Source organism: Agromyces sp. NPDC058136 (assembly GCF_042884375.1).
Lineage (GTDB): Bacteria > Actinomycetota > Actinomycetes > Actinomycetales > Microbacteriaceae > Agromyces.
Window position 1 is genome coordinate 560,612 of record NZ_JBHVUA010000001.1, and the last position, 20,713, is coordinate 581,324.

At 72.9% G+C, this 20,713-nt stretch carries 23 protein-coding genes; 7 read left to right on the plus strand and 16 right to left on the minus strand.

Features of this window, described 5'->3' with window-relative positions:
* Nucleotide 1 precedes the first annotated feature (1 nt).
* Nucleotides 2-1,540 (plus strand): DHA2 family efflux MFS transporter permease subunit, encoded by a 1,539-nt coding sequence (locus tag ACFVTX_RS02560; RefSeq protein ID WP_386897762.1) that lies wholly within the window; start codon nucleotides 2-4, stop codon nucleotides 1,538-1,540.
* 113 nt (nucleotides 1,541-1,653) lie between these two features.
* Here ACFVTX_RS02560 and ACFVTX_RS02565 read toward each other — a convergent pair whose 3' ends face one another.
* Nucleotides 1,654-3,327, minus strand: a complete 1,674-nt coding sequence (locus ACFVTX_RS02565; RefSeq protein ID WP_386897764.1) for a VWA domain-containing protein — start codon at nucleotides 3,325-3,327, stop codon at nucleotides 1,654-1,656.
* A gap of 274 nt (nucleotides 3,328-3,601) precedes the next feature.
* On the opposite strand from ACFVTX_RS02565, the gene ACFVTX_RS02570 reads away from it, so the two are divergent.
* The gene (locus ACFVTX_RS02570) at nucleotides 3,602-4,300 is read left to right on the plus strand and encodes a phosphoribosyltransferase (RefSeq protein ID WP_386897766.1); all 699 of its coding nucleotides are present in this window, start codon (nucleotides 3,602-3,604) and stop codon (nucleotides 4,298-4,300) included.
* On the opposite strand, the gene ACFVTX_RS02575 is transcribed toward ACFVTX_RS02570, so the two are convergent.
* Nucleotides 4,242-5,075: a putative protein N(5)-glutamine methyltransferase gene (locus tag ACFVTX_RS02575; RefSeq protein WP_386897767.1), complete on the minus strand. Its 834-nt coding sequence runs from the start codon at nucleotides 5,073-5,075 to the stop codon at nucleotides 4,242-4,244. The genes ACFVTX_RS02570 and ACFVTX_RS02575 overlap by 59 nt on opposite strands.
* A 209-nt stretch (nucleotides 5,076-5,284) precedes the next feature.
* Here ACFVTX_RS02575 and ACFVTX_RS02580 point away from each other — a divergent pair, with 209 nt between their 5' ends.
* The gene (locus ACFVTX_RS02580; RefSeq protein WP_386897768.1) at nucleotides 5,285-7,198 is read left to right on the plus strand and encodes a chorismate-binding protein; all 1,914 of its coding nucleotides are present in this window, start codon (nucleotides 5,285-5,287) and stop codon (nucleotides 7,196-7,198) included.
* Here ACFVTX_RS02580 and ACFVTX_RS02585 read toward each other — a convergent pair.
* The 7 genes from ACFVTX_RS02585 to ACFVTX_RS02615 form a co-directional block, all read right to left on the minus strand.
* Nucleotides 7,141-7,743 carry a GNAT family N-acetyltransferase gene (locus ACFVTX_RS02585; RefSeq protein WP_386897770.1) on the minus strand — a complete coding sequence of 201 codons (603 nt, stop codon included), beginning with the start codon at nucleotides 7,741-7,743 and terminating at the stop codon, nucleotides 7,141-7,143. The two genes, ACFVTX_RS02580 and ACFVTX_RS02585, sit on opposite strands and share 58 nt — an antisense overlap.
* Nucleotides 7,740-8,351, minus strand: a complete 612-nt coding sequence (locus tag ACFVTX_RS02590; RefSeq protein WP_386897771.1) for a GNAT family N-acetyltransferase — start codon at nucleotides 8,349-8,351, stop codon at nucleotides 7,740-7,742. Before ACFVTX_RS02590 ends, ACFVTX_RS02585 begins: the two co-directional genes overlap by 4 nt.
* Nucleotides 8,352-8,439: 88 nt before the next feature.
* A complete protein-coding gene (locus ACFVTX_RS02595) occupies nucleotides 8,440-9,300 on the minus strand; it encodes an Fpg/Nei family DNA glycosylase (RefSeq protein WP_386897773.1) in 861 nt (286 codons plus the stop codon).
* 77 nt (nucleotides 9,301-9,377) lie between these two features.
* Nucleotides 9,378-10,826 carry a hypothetical protein gene (locus tag ACFVTX_RS02600; RefSeq protein ID WP_386897775.1) on the minus strand — a complete coding sequence of 483 codons (1,449 nt, stop codon included), beginning with the start codon at nucleotides 10,824-10,826 and terminating at the stop codon, nucleotides 9,378-9,380.
* 103 nt (nucleotides 10,827-10,929) lie between these two features.
* Complete coding sequence (locus ACFVTX_RS02605) at nucleotides 10,930-11,535, minus strand: RNA polymerase sigma factor (RefSeq protein WP_386897776.1); 606 nt, start codon at nucleotides 11,533-11,535, stop codon at nucleotides 10,930-10,932.
* Nucleotides 11,536-11,658: 123 nt separating this feature from the next.
* Entirely contained in the window at nucleotides 11,659-11,916 is a 258-nt protein-coding gene (locus tag ACFVTX_RS02610) for a DUF6458 family protein (RefSeq protein WP_386897778.1), read from the minus strand.
* Nucleotides 11,917-11,952: 36 nt separating this feature from the next.
* Nucleotides 11,953-12,129 (minus strand): CsbD family protein, encoded by a 177-nt coding sequence (locus ACFVTX_RS02615; RefSeq protein ID WP_386897779.1) that lies wholly within the window; start codon nucleotides 12,127-12,129, stop codon nucleotides 11,953-11,955.
* A 224-nt stretch (nucleotides 12,130-12,353) separates the two neighbouring features.
* Between ACFVTX_RS02615 and ACFVTX_RS02620 the strand changes: the two genes are divergently transcribed.
* The 3 genes from ACFVTX_RS02620 (at nucleotide 12,354) to ACFVTX_RS02630 (ending at nucleotide 14,077) form a co-directional block, all read left to right on the plus strand.
* On the plus strand, nucleotides 12,354-12,710 hold the full coding sequence (locus tag ACFVTX_RS02620; protein ID WP_386897781.1) for a DUF4180 domain-containing protein: 357 nt from the start codon (nucleotides 12,354-12,356) through the stop codon (nucleotides 12,708-12,710).
* 169 nt (nucleotides 12,711-12,879) lie between these two features.
* Nucleotides 12,880-13,098 (plus strand): hypothetical protein, encoded by a 219-nt coding sequence (locus ACFVTX_RS02625; RefSeq protein WP_386897783.1) that lies wholly within the window; start codon nucleotides 12,880-12,882, stop codon nucleotides 13,096-13,098.
* A gap of 52 nt (nucleotides 13,099-13,150) precedes the next feature.
* The gene (locus tag ACFVTX_RS02630) at nucleotides 13,151-14,077 is read left to right on the plus strand and encodes a hypothetical protein (RefSeq protein ID WP_386897785.1); all 927 of its coding nucleotides are present in this window, start codon (nucleotides 13,151-13,153) and stop codon (nucleotides 14,075-14,077) included.
* Here ACFVTX_RS02630 and ACFVTX_RS02635 read toward each other — a convergent pair.
* Genes ACFVTX_RS02635 through ACFVTX_RS02665 form a run of 7 tightly spaced genes read right to left on the minus strand, consistent with a single transcriptional unit; the run spans nucleotide 14,035 to nucleotide 19,987 of the window.
* The gene (locus ACFVTX_RS02635) at nucleotides 14,035-14,928 is read right to left on the minus strand and encodes a DNA-formamidopyrimidine glycosylase family protein (protein ID WP_386897787.1); all 894 of its coding nucleotides are present in this window, start codon (nucleotides 14,926-14,928) and stop codon (nucleotides 14,035-14,037) included. The two genes, ACFVTX_RS02630 and ACFVTX_RS02635, sit on opposite strands and share 43 nt — an antisense overlap.
* 31 nt (nucleotides 14,929-14,959) lie before the next feature.
* Nucleotides 14,960-15,370 (minus strand): PPOX class F420-dependent oxidoreductase, encoded by a 411-nt coding sequence (locus ACFVTX_RS02640; RefSeq protein WP_386897788.1) that lies wholly within the window; start codon nucleotides 15,368-15,370, stop codon nucleotides 14,960-14,962.
* Nucleotides 15,367-17,046, minus strand: a complete 1,680-nt coding sequence (locus ACFVTX_RS02645) for an ABC-F family ATP-binding cassette domain-containing protein (protein WP_386897790.1) — start codon at nucleotides 17,044-17,046, stop codon at nucleotides 15,367-15,369. The genes ACFVTX_RS02640 and ACFVTX_RS02645 overlap by 4 nt, the downstream gene beginning before the upstream one ends.
* 41 nt (nucleotides 17,047-17,087) lie before the next feature.
* Nucleotides 17,088-17,777: a class I SAM-dependent methyltransferase gene (locus tag ACFVTX_RS02650; RefSeq protein ID WP_386897792.1), complete on the minus strand. Its 690-nt coding sequence runs from the start codon at nucleotides 17,775-17,777 to the stop codon at nucleotides 17,088-17,090.
* Nucleotides 17,778-17,830: 53 nt separating this feature from the next.
* Nucleotides 17,831-18,847: an alpha/beta fold hydrolase gene (locus tag ACFVTX_RS02655; protein WP_386897794.1), complete on the minus strand. Its 1,017-nt coding sequence runs from the start codon at nucleotides 18,845-18,847 to the stop codon at nucleotides 17,831-17,833.
* A 7-nt stretch (nucleotides 18,848-18,854) separates the two neighbouring features.
* Nucleotides 18,855-19,676, minus strand: coding sequence for a GNAT family N-acetyltransferase (locus ACFVTX_RS02660; protein WP_386897795.1), 822 nt, complete (start codon nucleotides 19,674-19,676; stop codon nucleotides 18,855-18,857).
* A complete protein-coding gene (locus tag ACFVTX_RS02665) occupies nucleotides 19,673-19,987 on the minus strand; it encodes an NIPSNAP family protein (RefSeq protein ID WP_386897796.1) in 315 nt (104 codons plus the stop codon). The genes ACFVTX_RS02660 and ACFVTX_RS02665 overlap by 4 nt, the downstream gene beginning before the upstream one ends.
* Nucleotides 19,988-20,075: 88 nt before the next feature.
* Here ACFVTX_RS02665 and ACFVTX_RS02670 point away from each other — a divergent pair, with 88 nt between their 5' ends.
* Nucleotides 20,076-20,654, plus strand: coding sequence for a 1-acyl-sn-glycerol-3-phosphate acyltransferase (locus tag ACFVTX_RS02670; RefSeq protein ID WP_386897798.1), 579 nt, complete (start codon nucleotides 20,076-20,078; stop codon nucleotides 20,652-20,654).
* Nucleotides 20,655-20,713 lie beyond the last annotated feature (59 nt).

Sequence of the window (20,713 nt, forward strand, 5' to 3'; positions counted from 1 at the left end):
TGTGACCGAACGCGCCGTATCCGACCTCACTCCCTCGACCGCATCCACCCCGGCGATCAGCGCCGAGGCCGCCGCCCAGGACGCGGCCGTCGTCGCCCACCAACCCGCCCACGGCGCCCGCAACTCGCGCGTCATCTGGCTGCTCCTCGCCGCGACCTTCGTCGTCTTCCTCAACGAGACGATCATGGGCGTCGCGATCCCGCACCTCGTCACCGACCTCGACATCACCCTCTCGCAGGCGCAGTGGCTCACCACCGCGTTCATGCTCACGATGGCGGTCGTCATCCCGATCACGGGCTTCCTGCTGCAGCGCATCCCGACGCGGCCGGTGTTCATCCTCGCGATGAGCCTGTTCTCGGCGGGCACGCTGCTCGCCGCGCTCGCCCCCGGCTTCGAGGTGCTGCTCGGCGCCCGCGTCGTGCAGGCGACGGGCACCGCGATCATGATGCCGCTGCTCATGACGACGCTCATGACGGTCGTCGCGCCCGCCGACCGCGGTCGGTTCATGGGTCGCGTGTCGATCGTCATGTCGGTCGCACCCGCGATCGGGCCGACCATCTCAGGCGTCATCCTGACGTTCCTGTCGTGGCGGTTCATGTTCTGGCTCGTGCTGCCGATCGCGCTGGCGATGCTCGTCATCGGCATCCGCCGGGTCGAGAACATCAGCGAGACCCGCGTGCTGCCGATCGACGCCTTCTCGGTCGTGCTCTCCGCCTTCGGCTTCGGCGGGCTCGTCTACGGCCTGAGCCTCGTCGGCGGGGTCGTCAGCGGCCGCTCGACCGGCGACGAGACCGCCATGTGGATCTCGATCGCGGTCGGCGTCGTCGGCATCGCCGCGTTCATCCTGCGCCAGCTCGTGCTGCAGCGCACCGACCGCGCGCTGCTCGACCTGCGCACCTTCACCTCGCGCAACTTCGCGATCTCGATCGGCCTCATGACCGTGATGATGGCGGCGCTGTTCGGCACGATCATCCTGCTGCCGATCTACCTGCAGAACGTGCTCGGCCTCGAGCCGCTCATGACGGGGCTCCTGCTGCTGCCCGGCGGGCTCATCATGGGTCTCTTCGGGCCGACGGTGGGCCGACTGTACGACCGGGTGGGCCCGACCCCGCTGCTCGTCCCCGGCACGATCGGCGTCTCGGTGGTGCTGTGGAGCCTCACCATGGTCACCGAGTCGACGCCGCCGTGGCTCGTGCTCATCGCGCACATCGTCATGTCGACGTCGCTCGCGTTCACCTTCACCCCGCTCTTCACCTCGGCGCTCGGCTCGGTCGAGCCGCGCTTCTACTCGCACGGTTCGGCGATCCTCGGCACGATCCAGCAGGTCGCCGGCGCGGCGGGCACTGCGCTGTTCATCACCGTGATGACCTCGCGCACGGCGACGGCCGCAGCGGGCGGCGCCCCGGCTCTCGCGGCCGAGGCGGCCGGCATCCGGGCGGCGTTCCTCGTCGGCGCGATCATCTCGATCCTCGCGATCGTGGGCGCGTTCTTCGTGCGCAAGCCGGCCGACATGGAGCACGGCGCGCCCGTCGGGCACTGACGCGGCGAGCGGAGCCTGCTCCGCTCGCCGCACCGAGAAGACGCCCTGTGCGCCAGTCGAACTGGCGCACAGAGCGTCTTTCTCGGTGCACCCGGCAGCGGGCGCTCGCGGCGTCAGCCGCAGTTCGGGCGGCAGCTCCGCTGCGACAGCGCGTCGACGAGCACGACGCCGAGGTCTTCGGGCTTGGAGGCCGAGTACGCGGCGCCCTGGGTGACCTGCGCGATCTGCTGCATGGCGGCGAGGTCGGTGTCGGGGCCGAAGCCGACCATGATGACCGGCACCGGCTTCGTCGGGTCGTCCATCTTCTTGAGCTCGGCGAGCAGCGCGTCGAGCGCGATGCCGTTCTCGTCCTCGTTCCGGCCGTCGGTGATGAGCAGCACCGAGTTGACCTTCTCGGGGTCGTAGGTCTCGCGCACCCGCTGCACGGCGGCGAGCGTGGTGTCGTAGAGCCCGGTCGCACCGCCGAGGCGGGCGGGCAGCGACTGGATGACGCCCGCGATCTGCTGCGTGTGCGCGGCATCGGCGAGCGGCGCGATGGGCGCGAGGTCCTCGTAGTCGAGTTCGCCGTTGCGGGCCGTCGAGAACACCCAGACGCCGAGCTCGACCTCGCCCGAGAACTTCTGCATGGCGCCGAGGGCTGCCTGCTGGAAGATGTCGATGCGGCGCAGGCCGTTCTCGGCGGGCTCCTCCATCGAGCCCGACACGTCGATGACGGCGAGCATGCGCGAGCGCAGCGTCAGCACGCCCCAGGCGCGCAGGATCTCGAGCTGCGTCGCCGCATCGGCGGCGGGCTGGGTGGCGGGGCCTTCGGTGCCGACGCCGGGCAGGTCGAGCGAGCCGCTGCCGTCGGCGGCGCGGAACCCGGCCTTGGCGAGCGGCTTCGCGGAATCGCGCACGGCGGCCTCGAAGGCGTCGAGGAGTTCGGCCTTGGTGGTGACGCCCTCGCCGTCGGCGGACTCGCCCGAGTCGTCGGCCGGAGCTTCGGCGGCGTCGGCGGCGTCAGCGGTCGCGAGCCTGACGAACGGGTAATCGAGCGCGAGGGTGCCGTCGGCGGGGTAGGCGGCGACGAGCGGTTCGGCGGGCGAGTCGCCGTTGTACGCGGCGACCTGCGCCTCGGTGGTGATGACGACGGAGGGGGTGTCGCCGGCGCCGAGCGCGCTGAACGCGGCGCTCGTCGAGGCGGGGATCGACTTGCCGAGCGCGATCATCGCACCGGCGAACTGCCTGGGGTCCTCCGCCGAGGAGCGCGCGCGAAGCGCGAGCAGCCCCGCGAGGCTCGCAGCGGATGCCTCGGGGTCGGGCAGGATCGTCGGCAGCGCGCCGCCCAGCACCCGCGACCAGCTCACGGGTTCGCTGGCGAGCGCGGTGGCGTCGGTGGCGGCCGCGGCGAAGACGATCGGCGTGGAGGCGATCGAGGCGCGCGCGTCGATCTCGGGGGCGGTCTGCCCGAGCGAGGTGGCGGTCGCGTTCATGCGGTCGAGCCAGACGCTCGAATCGGGCACCCACACGTCGGCGTCGACGCCGCCGGAGGCGAGCACGGCGGCCGTGTCGGCGGCGTCCTGCGCGGTGATCTCGGTGGTGACGCACTCGCCCGACTTGCGGTCGAAGGTGTCGGCGATGTCGGCGAGCGCGGGGGCGATCGAGCGGTCGGCGACGACGACGAGCTGCTGCGGTTCGCTGCAGCCGGCCTCGGCGTTGGCGAGCAGCGGGTCGAGGTGGCCGCCCACCCAGAGGAACACCCCTGAACCGACGACGCCGACGACGGCGACCGCGCCGATGATGGACAAGACGAGATTTCGGCGCGGCTTCTTCACCGGCGCCGCGACGGTATGACGTCCCACGGGCTCTCCAAGCAAGCGGGATCGGGGGCCCGCTGAATCCTTGTTCGGGTTCCCCGAACGGGGGAAGGATTTGCCTCAGTGTAAGCGACGAGTTCACGAACGCGAACTCCGCTCGACTTCTCATCAGGGATTCCGCATCCGCAGACCGCTTGACGCGGCCCCGCTGCGGGGCTATTCAGGAGAGAGGAGTCGGGACCACGGGACATCCCGACGACCCGTCATGAACGCGTTCACGAATCGTCATGAAGCGGGCATCGCACTCGCCGATCGCCTGCTCGCCGGACGCGAGCTGCACGCCCCGGGCGCACCGCCCGTCGTGCTCGGCCTGCCGCGCGGCGGGGTCCCGGTGGCGGCGCCCGTGGCGGCCGCCCTCGGGGCACCGCTCGACGTGCTCGTCGTGCGCAAGCTCGGACTCCCCCGGCGGCCCGAGCTCGCGATGGGTGCGATCGGGGAGGCGGGCGCGCGCGTGCTGAACGACGACGTGCTCGCGCAGGGGCGCATCTCACGGGCGGAGCTCGCCGCCGTCGAACAGCGTGAGCGCGCCGAGCTCGAGGCGCGGGTCGCACGGTTCCGCGGCGGTGCCCCGCCGATCGCGCTCGACGGCCGGACGGCCGTGATCGTCGACGACGGCATCGCGACGGGCGCGACGATGCGGGTCGCCTGCCGGGTGGCCCACGCACGGGGCGCGGCACGGCTCGTCGTCGCGACGCCGGTCGCTGCGCCCGACACCCTCGCCGAGATCGCGGCGCTCTCCGAGGTCGACGACGTCGTCTGCCTCGATGCGCCGCCGGGATTCATGGCGGTCGGCATGCACTACCTCGACTTCCGCCAGACCGCCGACGAGGAGGTCGCGCGGCTCCTCAGCGAGGCTCGGGCACGCGCCGAGGCTCGGGCTCGGGCACCGGGCGAACGCCGATGACGAGCGTCGCGTCCTCGTCGTCGTCGACGACGGACGCGTCGAGCCCGCCCTCGCGCATGAGCGCGGCGGCCGTCGCCGACTGCGCCTCGCTCGTCTCGATGACGAGACTGCCGCCGGGGGCGAGCCAGCGGGCCGCGGATGCCACGACGAGACGATGCACGTCGAGCCCGTCCGCGCCGCCGTCGAGGGCGATGCGTGCCTCGTGGTCGCGCGCCTCGGGCGGCATGAACGCGATCTCGGCGCTCGGCACGTAGGGCGCGTTGACGGCGAGCACGTCGATGCGCCCGGCGAGGCCCTGCGGCAGCGCGTCGTAGAGATCGCCCTCGAAGACGCGGGCGCCGCGGGGTTCGAGGTTGCGCCGGGCCGCCCGGACGGCGGCGGGATCGAGGTCGGCGGCGACGAGGTCGACCGGGGCCGCGGTGTCGAGGACGACCGCACCGATCGCCCCGACCCCGCAGCAGAGGTCGACGACCACGGCGGGCCGGCCGTGGCGGGCGGTCGCGAGCCGCGCGCGGCGGGCGGCCTCGGCGGCGAGCACCTCGGTGCGGTGCCGCGGCACGAACGCGCCCGGCTCGACGTCGAGCCGGAGCCCCGCGAACTCGGCCCAGCCGAGCAGCGCCTCGAGCGGTTCGCCCGCGACCCGGCGTGCGACGAGCGTGTCGATGCGCTCGGGGTCGTCGGTCGCGGCGAGGAGGAGCGCCGCCTCCTCCTCGGCGAAGACGCAGCCCGCGGCGCGGAGTCGGGCGACGAGCACGGGGGCATCGGTATCGGGCATCGCCCCGAGCGTATCGCTCCGAGGCGAGGCATCCGAGGCGATTGGCATCGGCGCCGGGCATGCCGTAGTCTCCTCCGCATGACCGCGTCGAACCGCAACTGGTGGCCCGCCTCCTAGGCGGCCACGCGTTTCGACGTACGACGACCGCCCGAGGGCGGTCGTCTCGCATGTGCGGGGTGTCCCTCCGAGGGCCCGACCGGAGATGACACATGCCGCTGCTTCAGACGCTGCTCGCCGCGAGCGAGCCGCCGCCCTTCGCCCTGATCCGCCGTGAGCGCGAGCCCGTGCTCGACGTGCTCGTCGGCGAGGTCGTCGACGTCGAGCATCTCGCCGACCTCCCGCTCGACGGCGCCGAGGTGCTCGCGCTCGTCCCCTTCCGCCAGGTGCGCGAGCGCGGCTTCGACGCCCTCGACGACGGGGCGCCGCTCCGCTGCCTCGTGGTCCGCGCGCGCGAGCAGCTCGCGGTCGACACCGCGATCGGCCTCCTGCCGGAGCATCCGGTCGTCATCGACGATCTCTCGGTCGATATCGCCGACGCCGACTACGCGGCGACCGTGCGCCGGGTGATCGACGAGGAGATCGGGCACGGCGAGGGTGCGAACTTCGTCATCCGCCGCGAGTTCACGGGGTCGACGACGGCGCCCGCGGCCCGCGCGGTGCTCGGATGGTTGCGCGCCCTGCTCGAGCACGAGCGCGGCGCCTACTGGACGTTCGCGGTGCACACCCCCGGCCTCTCGGCCGTGGGAGCGACGCCCGAACGCCACGTCAGCCAGGTCGGCGGGGTCGTGTCGATGAACCCGATCAGCGGCACGTTCCGCCACCTCGACGGACCGCCCGACGACGCGGCGCTCGAGGCGTTCCTCGGCGACGTGAAGGAGCGCGAGGAGCTCGTCATGGTCGTCGACGAGGAGCTCAAGATGATGGCTGCCGTCTGCCCGGGCGGCGGTCGCATCCGCGGGCCGTTCCTCAAGCGCATGTCGCGGCTCACCCACACCGAGTACCTCCTCGAGGGGCGGAGCGCCCTCGACCCGCGCGAGGTGCTGCGGCTCACGATGTTCGCCCCGACCGTCACGGGCTCGCCGATGGGCAACGCCTGCGCGGTGATCGCCCGCCACGAGACGAGCGCGCGCGGCTACTACGCGGGCGTCCTCGCCCGCTTCACGCCGACCGCGCGGGGCTACGACCTCGACGCGCCGATCCTCATCCGCACCGCCTACCTCGACGCCGCAGGCACGGTGCGGGTGCCAGTCGGTGCGACGCTCGTGCGTCACTCCGACCCCGACGGCGAGGTGGCCGAGACGCACGCGAAGGCGGCCGGGGTGCTCACCGCGATCGGCGCGCTCCCCCGCCAGGATGCCTCGCGGCGGGCGCCGCACGATGGCGAGACGGCAGGCGACGGCTCAGGGGCATCCGCGACGCACCCGCTGCTCACCGCCCGCAACGCGCAGCTCGCCGCCTTCTGGAGCACCCCGCAGCCGGCCGCCGCGCCGCGCGGGGCGCGGGCCCTCGTGGTCGACGCGGGCGACGACTTCACGACGATGCTGGCCCACCAGCTGCGCCACCTCGGGCTCGACGCGCGCATCGTGCCGTGGCCCGCGGCCCCGACGGTCACCGAGGCGGAGCTCGTCGTCTTCGGCCCCGGCCCCGGCGACCCGCGCGACCGCACCGACCCGCGCATGGCACGCCTGCACGAGCTCATCGCCGCGCGGCTCGAGCAGGGCGCCCCGCTCCTCGCGGTGTGCCTCAGCCATCAGGTGCTCGCCCGTCTCGCGGGGCTCGCGGTCGCGCCGCTCGCGACGCCGCGTCAGGGCGTGCAGCGCCGGGTCGACGTGTTCGGCGAGGACGCGACGATCGGCTACTACAACACCTTCTCGGCGTTCGACGCGGGCCTCACCGCGACGCCGCGCCACGGCTTCGAGATCGCCGCGGAGCAACGCACCGGCGCGGTGCACGCCCTGCGCGGGCCGGGCGTCGCCTCGGTGCAGGGGCACCTCGAGTCGGTGCTCTCGATCGACGGGCTCGCGACGCTCGAACGGCTCGTCGACGGGGTGCTCGGGACCGTCGCTCAGCCGAGCGCGATGAGCGCGCGCAACTGCTCGTCGTCGAGCGCGCGGTCGGCGTAGATGCGCCGTTCGAGTGCGGCGGCGCCGGTGCTTCCCCCACCGGTGCCGCCCCCGCTCCACCGCAGCTCGAGTCCGAGCCGCTCGAGCACACGGATCGAGGCGGGGTTGCCGACGAGCACCCGCGCGGTGAGCGTGCGAGCCGGCGCCGCCTCACCCGCCGCGGCGAGCACGGCTGCGGCGGCCTCGCTCGCGTACCCCGAGCCCCAGGCCGCGGGCGCGAAGCGGTAGCCGAGGTTCAGCATGCCGCCGTCGATCGCGGTGGCGGCGGCGGTACCGAGCACCGTGGCGGCGGACGCGCCGAGGCGCCGCGCCTCGGCGTCGTTGCGACGCACGACCCAGGTCCCGACGCCCGCCGCGCGCCAGCTCCGCGCCGACCGTTCGAGCATGGCGGCCGTCGTCGCCGCGTCGAGGTGGCGCCCGCTCGGCAGATGCCGCCACGTGTCGGGGTCGGCGTAGATGGCGTGCACTTCGGCGAGATCACGCTCGACGAGCGGTTCGAGTCGGAGCCGCTCGGTGTCGATCGGTCCGGCGCTCGCCGCGATCACGATGCCGCTGCGTGAGCCGGAGCGACCCGCCCGCCGAGTTCCGCCCACTCCTCGGCGAGGATCGCGTAGGTGTACCCGTCGATCCAGCCGAGTTCGGCGTGCCACGAGTCGCGCACCCCGTGCTGCTCGCGCCGCATGCCGAGCTTCTCCATCACCTTCCACGAGGCGGTGTTGTCGGCGTAGCAGCCCGCGGTGACCCGGTGCACGCCGAGCTCGCCGAAGGCGAGGTCGAGGAGGGCGCGGGCGATGACGGTCGCGTAGCCTCGGCCGGCGTGCGCCGGAGCGATGCCGTAGCCGATGCCCGCCTCGACCCCGGTGTAGTTCGCGGGGTCGCCGTGGGTCTGCCCCATCGCGTCGGTCACCCACAGCGAGCCGGTGCCGACGACCTCGTCGCCGAGCACCGCGATCGCGGAGTGGTCGCGCGGGTCGTCGATGCCGCCGAGCCACGTGTTCGTGAACGCCTCGGGCTCGACGACGGTGCGGAGGAGCCATCTCGTCACCTCGGGCCGGTTGCGCCAGACCAGCACCTCGTCGAGCAGTTCGCGCGTCGGCAGCCGGAGTTCGAGCGGGCCGGCAGGGCGGGGCCACGTCACCTCGGGAGTCGTCATCGCCCCAGCCTGTCAGAACGCGCGCCACCGCGGGCGCCGTCACATGCCGTCGCCGTCACGTCGGCGTCAGGTCGCCGTCAGGTCGTCGTCACTTCACGAGTCGCGAGCGCAGCCGGTCGGCGAGCGGCTTGCCGCCCGTCTGGCAGCCCGGGCAGTACTGGAACGTCGAATCGGCGAACACCACCTGCCGGATCGTGTCGCCGCACACCTCGCACGTCTCGCCGTTGCGCCCGTGCACGCGCATCGCGCGCCGCTTGGCGTCCTTCAGCTCGGCGGGCGGGCGGCCGGATGCCACGGCGACCGCCTCGGCGAGGGTGTCGCGCATCGCGCGGTACAGCCCCTCGAGCTGTGCGGGGTCGAGCTTCGCGGCCAGGAGGTACGGCGAGAGCTTCGCCGCGTGCAGGATCTCGTCGGAGTAGGCGTTGCCGATGCCCGCGAACACCGACTGGTCGCGCAGCACCCCCTTGATCTGCGTGCGGCGCCCCTCGAGGATGCGGGCGAAGTCGTCGAGGGTGAAGTCGTCGGCGGTCGGGTCGGGCCCGAGGCGGGCGATGCCGGGCACCTCGTCGACGCTGCGGACGACGTACACGGCGAGCGACTTCTTCGTGCCGGCCTCGGTGAGGTCGAAGCCCGAGTCGTCGTCGAAGCGCACCCGCAGCGCGAGCGGCGAACGGCCGGGCTTCACCGGGGTGGTCGGCACCGCGTCGTACCAGCGCAGCCACCCCGCGCGGGCGAGGTGGAACACGAGGTGCAGCCCGCCCGTGTCGAGGTCGACGAACTTGCCGTGGCGCCGCACCGCCTCGATGCGCTCGCCCTCGAGCGAGGCGAGCGGCGGGTCGAAGGTCTTGAGCGCCGAGATCGCGGCGACCCTGAGCGAGGCGAAGGCGCGGCCCGTCAGCCGCTCGTCGAGGAATGCGGCGAGCGCCTGCACTTCGGGAAGCTCGGGCACAGTGGCATCCTGTCACCGACGGCCGACAAGCGCACGCGCCGGGTGCCCCCGCACCCGGCGCGTGCCGCCCTCCTCGCTTACTCGGCCGCGAAGTCGAGGGCGGAGTCGGCGACGGCGATGACCGACCAGGTGCCGCCCTCGGCGTCGGTGAACTCGTAGGCCGGCACGACGAGCACGCTGCCGTCGGGCTGCCACTGCGTCGTGAGCCCGAGCCGCGCCTCGACGATCTCGACCTCGTTGACCGGCCAGGACACCTTCGCGCCGTTGCCGGGGGTCGCGGGCGGCGCGGTCGGCGGCACCCACTCCTCGACGACGGCGTCGCCGCCCTCGCGCGCCGCGAACGGCATCGCCGTCATCTGCGCGCCGAACCGCGGGTCGGAGAGCCGTTCGAAGCCCTCCTGCTCGCTCACGATCGGGTAGTCGCCGATCCCGATGATCTCGGCGAGCTGCCCGGATGCGCTGACGACGCCGCCCTCGGCGAGCTCGAGCGACCAGCCCCGGTCGAGGCGCTGCCCGTCGATGACCGGCCACGCCTGCGCGTAGCGGGTCGGCGAGCCCTCCCAGGTCTCGGAGGAGAACTCGAACGCGGCGGGGTCGGCACCGGTGGCGGCGATGAGCGAACGCAGGGCGTCGACCGCGGCCGCCTCGCCCGGCGCCGTGCCGCTCGGCTCGCACGGTTCGATCGGGTCGACGGGTGCGACGGGCTCGGTGCCCTCGGTGGTCGCCTCGCCGACGAAGGGCACCACCTCGCAGTTCCACGGGTTCGCGGCCGGGTCGTTGAACCAGAATCCGAGCGTGCCGTCGAGGCTCACCGAGAGCGACGGCGCAGTGCCGTCCTGCGGGCCGACGACCCAGTTGCCGTCGCGCAGCACGGGCTCGCCCTCGACGCCGAGCTCCGCGGCGAGCGCGGCGATCCGCGCCTCGGTGCCCGATGCGCTCGAGTCGTAGGCGTAGCCGCCGGCGGTGCCCGCCTGGCTCGAGAGCCCCGATGCGCTGAAGACGTTGCGCCCCCAGCCGTACGGGGCGATCATCGAGTCCATCGCGCCGCCCATCATCTTCTGGTCGAACCCGGTCGCCATCTCGGGCGCGCCGGCCGAGGCGTCGATCGCGGCGCCGTTCGCGGCACCGTTCGCCCCGTTGACCCCCTGCAGCGAGATCGGCGGCGCCGCGCTCGAGGCGAGGTTCGAGGCGCTCGTCGAGCTCCCGGCCCAGAACCCGACGGCGCCGACGATCGCGACCGATGCGGCGGCCGCCGCGATCGGCAGCCAGCGCGGCCGTCGGCGGGCGCGCTCGGCGCCGAGGTCGGCGACCGGGGCCGCGGTCTCTGCGGCGACGGGCGATGCGGTCGAGCTCTCGGATGCCACGGGCTGGACCTCGCCCGTCGCCCGCGCCACCACCTCGTCGGCGAACCCGGCGCGCGGTTCGACGCCGTCGGCGGGGTCGGCGGCGCGCAGCAGCTCGACGGGGTCGGTCTCGCGCCCGTCGGCACGCTCGTGCGGCTCGACGTCGTCGTGTTCGCGGTTCATCTCGATCGCCTCCGTGATGCGGTGTCAGCTGCACGCTGCGGATGACGCGTGCCTCTGAGATGGATGTGTGCGGAGCATCCGGAACCTTGCACCGACCGACCGATCAGAAGGTGAGTCGCTCGCCCCACGCCTCGCGCAGCCGCTTACGGGCGCGCGAGAGGGCGGCGTCGGCGCCCGAGCGGGAGATGCCGAGCACGGCTGCGAGCTCTTCGCCGTCGAGCCCCTCCCACGCGTGCAGCAGCAGGATTCGACGGTCGCGCTCGCCGACGCTCTCGAGCGCCCCGCGCAGTTCGGCGTCGAAGAGCGCGCTGAGCTCGGGGTCCGCGGCGACGCGGGCGGTGCGGCCGTCTTCGGGCACCTCCTCCACCGGGAGGTCGACGTGCTTGCGACGATGGTTCGCGAGCGTGAACCCGGCCGTGCGGTAGAGCCATGGCAGCACGGCCTCGCGGGGCACGTCGTCGCGGCGGCGCCACGCGGTCGTGAACACCTCGGCCGCGAGGTCCTCGGCGTCCTGCCGGGGGCCGCGTCGGGCGAAGTAGCGCACGAGCGCCCTCGAGTGCTCGTGCACGATCGCCGTGAACCACACGTGCTCGTCGTGCTCGCCGGCGGTGGCGGGCTCGTCTGCGGCGGGCTCGTCGGACGGCGCGCCCATCGCCACCTCCTCGCTCGCCTCGTCGTCGGCGGCGGCACTGGCTCTCGCGATCGTCACACCCTGCCTGTGTCGCCGATGGGGCGAGTCTTGCACGCGCGTCCGATTTCTTCGCGAGCGCCACGACGAGACGGATGCCACGGGGACTCCCCGTGACATCCGCCCGTCTCCCCTGTTCCCCCATCACACCTCGGGAGGTGCGACGCTCCCTTCGGTGCGGGTAACGCGCTCGCCCGCGACGGGGTCGGCGACCGAGCGGGTCTCCATGACGCTGCGCCGGCGGCGCACGGCGAACACGATGCCGAGCACCGTGACGATCGCCCCAGCCACCATCAGGATGATTCCGACGAGGCCGAGATCGATCCACTCGACCGTGATGTTCAGGGCGTACGCGAGTACGGCCCCGATCGCGATGAGCAGGATTCCGAAGCCGATGCTCATGGGGTCTCCTTCCTCGTTCGCACGACGATCACGCGATCAGCGTGCGTCGTCGACGGCGTCCTTGACCTTCTCGGCGGCTTGCTTGACGTCGGCCTTCATCTGATCGGCCTTGCCCTCGGCTTCGAGCTTCTCGTTGTCGGTGAGCTTTCCGACGCCTTCCTTCACCTTGCCGGTCATCCGTTCGGCGGCGTTTCCCAGGTCTTCGGTTCCCATCGGGTCCTCCTCGTGGGTCGATGTCGCTCAGCGCGATGCGGTCGCATCGCGTCATGCCTCAACGGTAGGCAGGGCGTTCCGCGCCCCTCAACGGGTTGACAAGGTCGCGGTCGGGATGCCTCGCGCGCGCGGCGCGCGCCCATGCCGCCCGCAGCGAACGGCCGATCATCGCGGTTTTCCGCAACTTGGATGCAACGGCGGGGCCGCCGGGTTAGGGTCGTGCCATGCGTATCGACGAGCGGAACGGAACCCGGGTGCTGATCCTGGCGGGCGAGGGGCCCGCCGTCTCCACTCCCGACGATGCGGCCGACCTCGTCGGCGACGCGTGGGCGCACGCCGCGACGGTCGTCGCGGTGCCCGTCGAACGGCTCGACCCCGCGTTCTTCGACCTCGCGAGCGGCGTGGCGGGCGGGATCACGCAGAAGCTCGTCAACTACCGACTGCGGCTCGCGATCGTCGGCGACATCGCCGAGCACGTCGAGGCGAGCCGCTCGCTGCGCGACTTCGTGTGGGAGTCGAACCGCGGCACGCAGGTGTGGTTCGTGCCCGACGAGGCGTCGCTCGCCGCGAAGCTCGGCTAACGACCCAGACTGAACCCCGGTTCTGCGACTGAAGTCGGCCCGGACTGAGTTCAGTCACAGATTCGGGGTTCAGCCATCGGAGCGCCGCGGGCGACCGTGCTCGGGCGGTTCGGCGGATCCGCTGCGGCCGCGCCGAGCGGATGTCGGTGGGTGCTGAGACACTCTCAGCATGGAGGTCGTCGAACTGCGACAGACCCGCGAGCTGCGGGTCGGTGACACGCTCGTGAGCGCAAGCGACCGCACCTACGAGGTGACGAAGCTCACCCGGGTGGGCCGTGGCATCCGCGTGCAGTACCTCACGCCCGAGGGCCACGCCGGCCGGTTCACCGCGGCACCCGAGGCGATCAGCCGTGTGCGCGTCGGCGGCGTGCCGCTCGCGGCCGCCTGACGGCGCGGCGCCCGACCTCCCGAACGTCCCCGCGCGGCCCTATGATCGCGACGTGGACCCGATCACCGCCCGCGCCGCCCTGCGCCTCGATCCCGCTGCGAAGCTGACCGCCGCGCAGGTCGACGCCGCCCACCATGCCGCCGTCTGGGCGCACCATCCCTCGCGCTACGTCGACCGCGCCGAACGCGCGGCCGCAGTGAACTGGGTGCATCAGCTCGACGCCGCCCGGGCGGTGCTGCTCGCCGAGTCCGCCGGCGCGACGGCGGAGGCTCCGGCGAACGAGGTGTCGGCGACTTCAGCGGGCTCGGCGACGACCGTCTGGACGCCGCCCTCGGGGTGGGCGACCGCGGTGGCCGCCGGCACCGGCTCGCCCGCGGGCTCCGCCGCCCCCGGCGCCCCGACGGCCGGCCCCGTCGCGATGCCGCAGGCCGCACCGGTGCCGAACCGCAGCCACCGCGGCGCGTGGATCGCCGGCATCGCCGGAGCCTGCGTGCTGCTCATCGGTCTCGTCGTCGGCATCGGCTTCGGGGTGGTCGCCCTCGGCGAGCGGCTCGCCGCCGAGGGCGAGGAGTTCGCCTCGGAGGAGCTGCCGGACTCCCAGACCTACACCGCCGAGGAGATGGGCTTCAACTTCCCCGCCGCGCTCGAGGTCTACTACGACGACCGATACGCGGCCGAGTGCCCGAGCGAGTTCGAGTACGGCTGCTGGCAGATGGCGCTCCTCCCCGAAGAGAGCTGCACTCGCGGCTGGGTGAGCTTGAGCTTCATGGACGAGGACGGTGAGCTGGTGGACACCGAAGAACACGAATACGAGCTCACCGCGGGCGAGCGCACGCTCCTCGTGTTCGGCGGCGACGACTACTACGAGGCGTGGATCGACGACGTCGTGTGCCTCGACCTGCGCCCGGCCGACTCGAATGCGAGCACGCAGACCGGTCAGGCGCGCTCCTTCAGCGGCAGCACCTCGCCGGCCGTCTGACACGTCGGGCAGTACTCGGCGGTCGTGCTCGCGAACGAGAACTCGCGCACGGTGCCGCCGCACACGGGGCAGGTCTCGCCCGCGCGGCCGTGCACGCGCATCGCCGCGACCTTCTCGGCCTTGAGCCGGTCGATCGGCACCCCGCGCCGTGCGGCGACCGCGTCGCGGACGACCCCCGTCGTCGCGGTGAAGAACCGGTCGAGCTCCGCCGCATCGAGCGTCGAGGCGTGCACGACGGGCGAGAGCTTCGCCGTGTGCAGGATCTCGTCGGAGTAGGCGTTGCCGATGCCCGCGAGCGACTCCTGCTCCTGCAGGATCGCCTTCAGCTGCTTGCGGCGCCCGACGACCGCCGCATCGAAGTCGGCCCTGGTGAACGTCGGGTCGGCCGGATCGGGCCCGAGCTTCGCCACCGCAGGCACCTCGCGCGGTTCGTCGACGACCCACACGCCGAGCGACACCCAGTCGCCCGCATCGGTGAGTTCGAGGGCGAGCCCGTCGAAATCGAGCGTCGCGAGCACGGCGGGCGGCGGGGCCTGATCGTCGCCCGGCACGGGCGGCGCGGATGACTCGGGCGGCGGTGCGCCCGCGGCATCCGGCCCGCCCGCGACCCACCGCGCCCAGCCGTGGCGACCGAGCGAGACGACCAGGTGCCCGGCTGCGCCGAACGCGAGGTCGAGCAGTTTGCCGTGGCGGGCGACGCCCGTGACGGCCTCGCCGACGAGTGACTCGGGCGGTCTCGCCCGCGTCTTCTCGACACGGAACTCGACGACGTCGACGCCCGTCAGCGCCCGACCGCGGAGCCGGGTGTCGAGTTCGTCGGCCAGTGCCTGCACTTCGGGAGACTCGGGCATGCGCACATGTTCGCACACCCCGCCGACGGCGTCAGCCCGCGAAAGAGATCACGAGCGCCGTCGAGCGCGAACCCGGGTCGCGCGCCTCGCGGGCGGAGCGGATCTCGCGGTAACGGTCGCCGTACTTGGCGGTCAGCGCGGCGTCCAGCACGGTGCGCACCTCCTCGGCGTCGTCGACGCGGGCGATCGCGTCGAGGTGCGACGCGTCCTCGGCGAACGCCCCACGCACATCCGAGGCTACGAGCGCGACCCGCTCGGTGTGCGCGAGCCGCTTGACCTTGCCCGAACCGGCGACCGTGGTCACGAGCAGGCGTTCGCCGTCCCGCACGATCCAGACCGGGGTGTGCACCGCGTCGCCGCTGCGACGGAACGTCGTGAGCCGCACGTAGTGCGCGTCACCGAGGGCGAGGAACTCCTCCCGGAGCCCGAGTGCCCCGCTCATGCCTCCGCCACCCGTCCGCCCTCGACGTGCCAGCGCCGATCGAGCTGCACGTGCTCGAGCATGCGGCGGTCGTGGGTGACGAGGAGCAGCGTGCCCTCGTAGCCCTCGAGCGCCTGCTCGAGCTGCTCGATCGCGGGCAGGTCGAGGTGGTTCGTCGGTTCGTCGAGCACGAGCACGTTGACGCCGCGCGCCTGCAGCAGCGCCATTCCCGCACGCGTGCGCTCACCCGGCGAGAGCTCGTCGACCGGGCGCAGCACGTGGTCGGCCTTGAGGCCGAACTTCGCGAGCAGGGTGCGCACCTCGCCCGAGCTGAGCTCGGGCACGAGCAGCTCGAACGCGTCGGCGAGGGGCGCGCGCCCGGCCAGCTGCGAACGCGCCTGGTCGATCTCGCCGATCGCGACCGAGGAGCCGAGGCTCGCCCGCCCGCCGTCGGGGGCGATGCGACCGAGGAGGAGCCCGAGGAGCGTCGACTTGCCGGCGCCGTTCGGCCCGGTGATGCCGATCCGGTCGCCCGCCTGCACCTGCAGGGTGACCGGCCCGAGCGTGAAGTCGCCGCGGGTGACCGTGGCGGCGTCGAGGGTCGCGACGACCGCCGACGAGCGGGGCGCCTGCCCGATGGTGAACTCGAGCTTCCACTCCTTGCGCGGCTCCTCGACCTCCTCGAGGCGGGCGATGCGGCTCTCCATCTGGCGCACCTTCTGCGCCTGCTTCTCGCTCGACTCGGTCGCGGCCTTGCGGCGGATCTTGTCGTTGTCGGGCGACTTCTTCATGGCGTTGCGCACGCCCTGGCTCGACCATTCGCGCTGCACGCGGGCACGCGAGACGAGGTCGGCCTTCTTGGCGGCGAACTCCTCGTAGTCCTCGCGGGCGTGGCGGCGCACCGTCGCGCGCTCCTCGAGATAGGCGTCGTAACCGCCGCCGTAGATCCGGTTCGAGTGCTGGGCGAGGTCGAGCTCGAGCACCTTCGTCACGGTGCGGGCGAGGAACTCGCGGTCGTGGCTCACGAGCACGACGCCGCCCCGGAGGCCTGCCACGAAGGACTCGAGCCGGGCGAGCCCGTCGAGGTCGAGGTCGTTCGTGGGCTCGTCGAGCAGCACGATGTCGAACCGCGAGGAGATGAGGGCGGCGAGCCCCACCCGGGCGGCCTGCCCGCCCGAGAGGCCGGTCATGAGGGAGTCGGGGGTGACGGCATGCGCGTCGCCCTCGCCGTCGCCGACCGCGAGCCCGAGTTCGGCGAGCACGGCGGGCAGCCGCTCGTCGAGATCGGCCGCGCCCGAGGCGAGCCAGCGTTCGAGGGCGACCGAGTACTCCTCGCCCGGGTCCACCCCGGCGGGCGGTTCGGCGAGCGCGAGCAGTTCGGCCGCGGCATCCAGACGGGCGGATGCCTCGGCGCAGCCGGTGCGCCGAGCGACGTACTGCGCGATCGTCTCGCCCTCGACGCGCTCGTGCTCCTGCGGCAGCCAGCCGACGAAGGCGTCCGACGGCGCAAGGGAGACGGTGCCGGCGAGCGGTGTGACCGCCCCGCCGAGGATGCCGAGGAGCGTCGACTTGCCCGCCCCGTTCGCGCCGACGACGCCGACCACGTCGCCCGGTGCGACCGTGAGGTCGAGCTCGTCGAACAGCGTGCGATGGGCGTATCCGCCGGCGAGGCCCTGGGCCACGAGTGTTGCAGTCACCGGACAACCCTAGCCAGCGCGGGCTGGGAGGACGGTCCCGCCTACGCGCGGGCGACGCCGGCGATGTGGGTGTTGAAGGGCAGGAACGGCGTGTGCACGCGGTAGCGCTCGACCTGGAGGTCGGCGAACCCCGCGTCGCGGAGCGAGCGCTCGAGGTCGCGCTCGCACGAGCAGCCCTCGAACGTCCAGGCCCATGGACGACGGAGCAAGCGCTGCGCCGCGCGCGTCGGCGTGCCCTCCTCGGCCGCGACGTGCTCGACGAAGCGATAGCCGCCGCCGGGCCGGAGGATCCGGCGGATCTCGGCGAGCACGACGGCCGGGTCGGCGACGGTGCAAAGCACGAGCGACGAGATCACGGTGTCGACGCTCGCGTCGGGCAGGCCGGTGTGCTCGGCGGTGCGGTCGCGGAGATCGAGCTGCACGCCGTGGCGGAGTGCGGCACGGCGCAGCGGCGCGTGCATGGCGTGGTTCGGCTCGATCGCGACGAGGGTGCCGCCGGCGGGCAGGTAACGGAGGTTGGCGCCCGCGCCCGAGCCGAGTTCGACGACCTCGTGCGGAAGGTCGGCGTACGCCGCGCGCTTGTGCGAGCCGAGGCTGCGCTCGAGGGTCGGGTCCATCACTCGGAAGAACGCGGCGTTGAACCGCCCGCGAACGGGGTGTTGCTCGAACTCGCCGTCGGGCGGAGCCTCGCCCTCGGTGTGGGTGTGGGTGTGGGTGTCGGTGTCGGTCATGGCCCCAGACTCGTCGGACCGGCCCGTGGACGCAGGCGTGGAACCACCCCTGTTCATCCCTTCGCCCGCGTCGAGAACCACGCCGCGATCTGGGCCCGCGAGCGGAATCCGAGCCGGAGCAGGATGCGTTCGACGTGCCCCTCGGCAGATCGCTCGTCGATGCCGAGTCGTGCCGCGACCTGCCGGTTCGTCAGTCCCTCGCTGACGAGTGCGGCGACCTCGACCTGCCGCGGGGTGAGCACCCGGGCGGCCCGGCGCGATGCGCGCAGGCCCAGGAACCGTCGGACCTGCGCGACGACGCTCGCCGAGTCTCCCTCGTAGGGCAGGTGCGACCGCCCCTCCAGCACGACGAGCCGGGAGTCAGGGATGCCGCGGGCGAGCGCCTCGCCCTGGGCGAGGGGCGCTGCACGGTCCTGGCGACGGTGGATGACGAGCGTCGGAGCCGCGACCCGTGGCAGCAGGTCGGCGACGTCGATCCGGTAACCCATCGCGAGCAGGGCCCTGGCCGTGGCGGCGTCGGAACTCGCGCGCTGGTACGCGGCGAACCGCTCGCGCGAGGCGCTGGGTGCATCCGGGGCGAAGATGTCGGTGAGCACGTCGGAGGCGAGGCCCCAGTGGGCGTCGATGAGTCCGAGCACGTGCGCCTGCACCGCGGGCGACGAGACCTCGGCGCCGGTCGCCCATCCCCCGTAGAGCACGAGGCGTCGGACGGTGCTCGGACGGGCGGCCGCCCACGCGACGGCCACCGGTGCCCCCATCGACACGCCCACGAGGTCGAACGGCTCAGGGCCGAGCGAGCCGACGACGACGTCGAGCTGCTCGAGCTCGCATTCCATCGACGGCGGCCGCGACGCCGGGCCCGAGAGTCCGCATCCTGCCCGGTCGTACCGCACGAGTCGCCCGCCCTCGGCGAGGCTCTCGAGGTAGGCCCGCTCCTCGGGCAGCTCCCAGCTCAGCGCGAGGTGGCTGAGCCATCCGCCCACGTACACGATCGGTCGGCCTGCACCGATGGTCGCGACCGCGAGTTCGGTGCCGTCGGCCATCGTCGGACGATCGATGTGCTGCTGCACGGCTCCATTATCGCGGCGGTGCCGGCCTGCGCCAGAGGTACGGCGTCGTCGTCGAGACCTTGACGAGTCCGGAGCGTTCGAGGATGGGACGGGAGAACTCCGTCGAGTCGCTGTGGATCAGCGTCTTGCCCCGTTCGAGCGCCGACCGCGCACGTGCCGCGGTGAGTGCACGGTAGATGCCCTTTCCACGCCAGGGCTCGAGCGTCGCACCGCCCCAGATACCGGCGAAGTCGGTGCCCGCGACCGGCTCGAGGCGTCCGGCGCTCACGATCTCGCCGTCGGCCGTCTCGGCGACCCAGAGCTCCATGCCGTCGTCGAGCGCGAGCCTGCGGAGGAGCGCGTCGGCCATGTGCTCCGAGACGGGGTCGCCGAATGCCTCGTCCTGCATGGCGCTCATCGCGCGCACGTCGGGCTCGTCGGTGACGCGTCGCACGGTCACTCCGGCGGGCAGGGGGACGTCGGCGATCAGGGCGGACGCCTCGCCGAGCATGATCGACTCGGGCTCGTCGGCCTCGAGCCCGTTCGCCGACAGCGCGTCGTGCAGGCCGGGCGCCCGGTCGTGGCCGCGGGTCTTCCACTCGAACCGGGTGATCTCGGGTGAGCTCGCGTAATGGGCCACCGCACCGGCGACGAGCTCGGCGATGGCGCCGGCATCCGCCCCTCCGAGGTCGCGATACGTGACGAACCCGCGGCCGCCCGCGAAGGTCACGAGCCGAAGCGGCCCGAGACGTTCGACCGCGATCGCGCTCGGAGTCTCGGCATCCGTGCGCAACTGGTCGTCGTACGCCTGCAGCAGGCGCGCTCGGTCGGCCGTCGTGTCGACGGTCATGCGAACACGGGCGCGAGGAAGCGGCGCTCGTACCGGCGGATGCACTTCGTCTCGACGGCGAAGCTGTACGCCTCGATGCACTCGGCGTCGTCGGCCGACGCGAGACGGTACTGCTCGTAGTCCGCGAGCGACGGGAACGTGAACAGGGCGAACGCCTCGTCGCTGTCGCCCTCGCTCGGCAGGAAGTAGCCGTGGTGCGTGCCCCCGAGACGGTTGACGAGCCGGATCCAGCGTTCGCCGTACTCGCGGAACTCGGCGAGCTTGTCGGGGTCGATCTCGTAGCGCAGGTGCACGGTGACAGGGTTGCTCATCCGAGACATCCTGCTGCATGCAAGGCGCCGCTCGCGAGCGCCGCTACGCATACCGACACAGACATATGCGATCGCATACGGTTGCCGGATGCTGCGTCGTCTCGTCTCCAGTGTCTACTGGGCTCTCAGCCGGTGGACCCTCGCGGGCGAGCCGGCCCCCACCCGCCCCACGGTGCTCGTCGGCGCCCCGCACACCTCCAACTGGGACTTCGTGCTCATGCTCGCCATCGCGTGGCGGAAGGGCATCGATGTGCGCTGGCTCGGCAAGAAGAGCCTGTTCACGGGTTGGCGCGGCCCGATCATGCGCGGTCTCGGCGGCATCGCGGTCGACCGCTCCGACCCGAGCCGCGTCGTCGGCGAGGTCGTCGAGCGGATCCGCGCCGGCGAGGTCTTCGGACTCGTCGTCACCCCCGACGGCACGCGCGGCGCGCACGAGTACTGGAAGTCGGGCTTCTACCGCATCGCCCGCGAGACCGGCATGCCGGTCACGCTCGGCTACGTCGACCGCACGACGATGACGACGGGCCTCGGCCCGACCATCGAGCTCACGGGCGATGTCGCCGCCGATATGGATGTGATCAGGGCGTTCTACGCCGACAAGGCGGGCGTTCGACCCGAGCAGCGCGTCGAGCCGCGCCTCCGCGAGGAGCAGCGCACCACCGACTGACGCGGCACCCGGGCCGCCCAGCCCGTTCCATTCTTTGCGCCCACTGTGTATCGTTTCTC

Bases quoted from the DNA above. Each gene is read 5' to 3' on its own strand.
- ACFVTX_RS02570 (WP_386897766.1), top strand. From the start codon at position 3,602: ATGAACGCGTTCACGAATCGTCATGAAGCGGGCATCGCACTCGCCGAT.
- ACFVTX_RS02575 (WP_386897767.1), bottom strand. From the start codon at position 5,075: ATGCCCGATACCGATGCCCCCGTGCTCGTCGCCCGACTCCGCGCCGCG.
- ACFVTX_RS02580 (WP_386897768.1), top strand. From the start codon at position 5,285: ATGCCGCTGCTTCAGACGCTGCTCGCCGCGAGCGAGCCGCCGCCCTTC.
- ACFVTX_RS02590 (WP_386897771.1), bottom strand. From the start codon at position 8,351: ATGACGACTCCCGAGGTGACGTGGCCCCGCCCTGCCGGCCCGCTCGAA.
- ACFVTX_RS02600 (WP_386897775.1), bottom strand. From the start codon at position 10,826: ATGAACCGCGAACACGACGACGTCGAGCCGCACGAGCGTGCCGACGGG.
- ACFVTX_RS02610 (WP_386897778.1), bottom strand. From the start codon at position 11,916: ATGAGCATCGGCTTCGGAATCCTGCTCATCGCGATCGGGGCCGTACTC.
- ACFVTX_RS02615 (WP_386897779.1), bottom strand. From the start codon at position 12,129: ATGGGAACCGAAGACCTGGGAAACGCCGCCGAACGGATGACCGGCAAG.
- ACFVTX_RS02620 (WP_386897781.1), top strand. From the start codon at position 12,354: ATGCGTATCGACGAGCGGAACGGAACCCGGGTGCTGATCCTGGCGGGC.
- ACFVTX_RS02625 (WP_386897783.1), top strand. From the start codon at position 12,880: ATGGAGGTCGTCGAACTGCGACAGACCCGCGAGCTGCGGGTCGGTGAC.
- ACFVTX_RS02635 (WP_386897787.1), bottom strand. From the start codon at position 14,928: ATGCCCGAGTCTCCCGAAGTGCAGGCACTGGCCGACGAACTCGACACC.
- ACFVTX_RS02640 (WP_386897788.1), bottom strand. From the start codon at position 15,370: ATGAGCGGGGCACTCGGGCTCCGGGAGGAGTTCCTCGCCCTCGGTGAC.
- ACFVTX_RS02650 (WP_386897792.1), bottom strand. From the start codon at position 17,777: ATGACCGACACCGACACCCACACCCACACCCACACCGAGGGCGAGGCT.
- ACFVTX_RS02660 (WP_386897795.1), bottom strand. From the start codon at position 19,676: ATGACCGTCGACACGACGGCCGACCGAGCGCGCCTGCTGCAGGCGTAC.
- ACFVTX_RS02665 (WP_386897796.1), bottom strand. From the start codon at position 19,987: ATGAGCAACCCTGTCACCGTGCACCTGCGCTACGAGATCGACCCCGAC.
- ACFVTX_RS02670 (WP_386897798.1), top strand. From the start codon at position 20,076: ATGCTGCGTCGTCTCGTCTCCAGTGTCTACTGGGCTCTCAGCCGGTGG.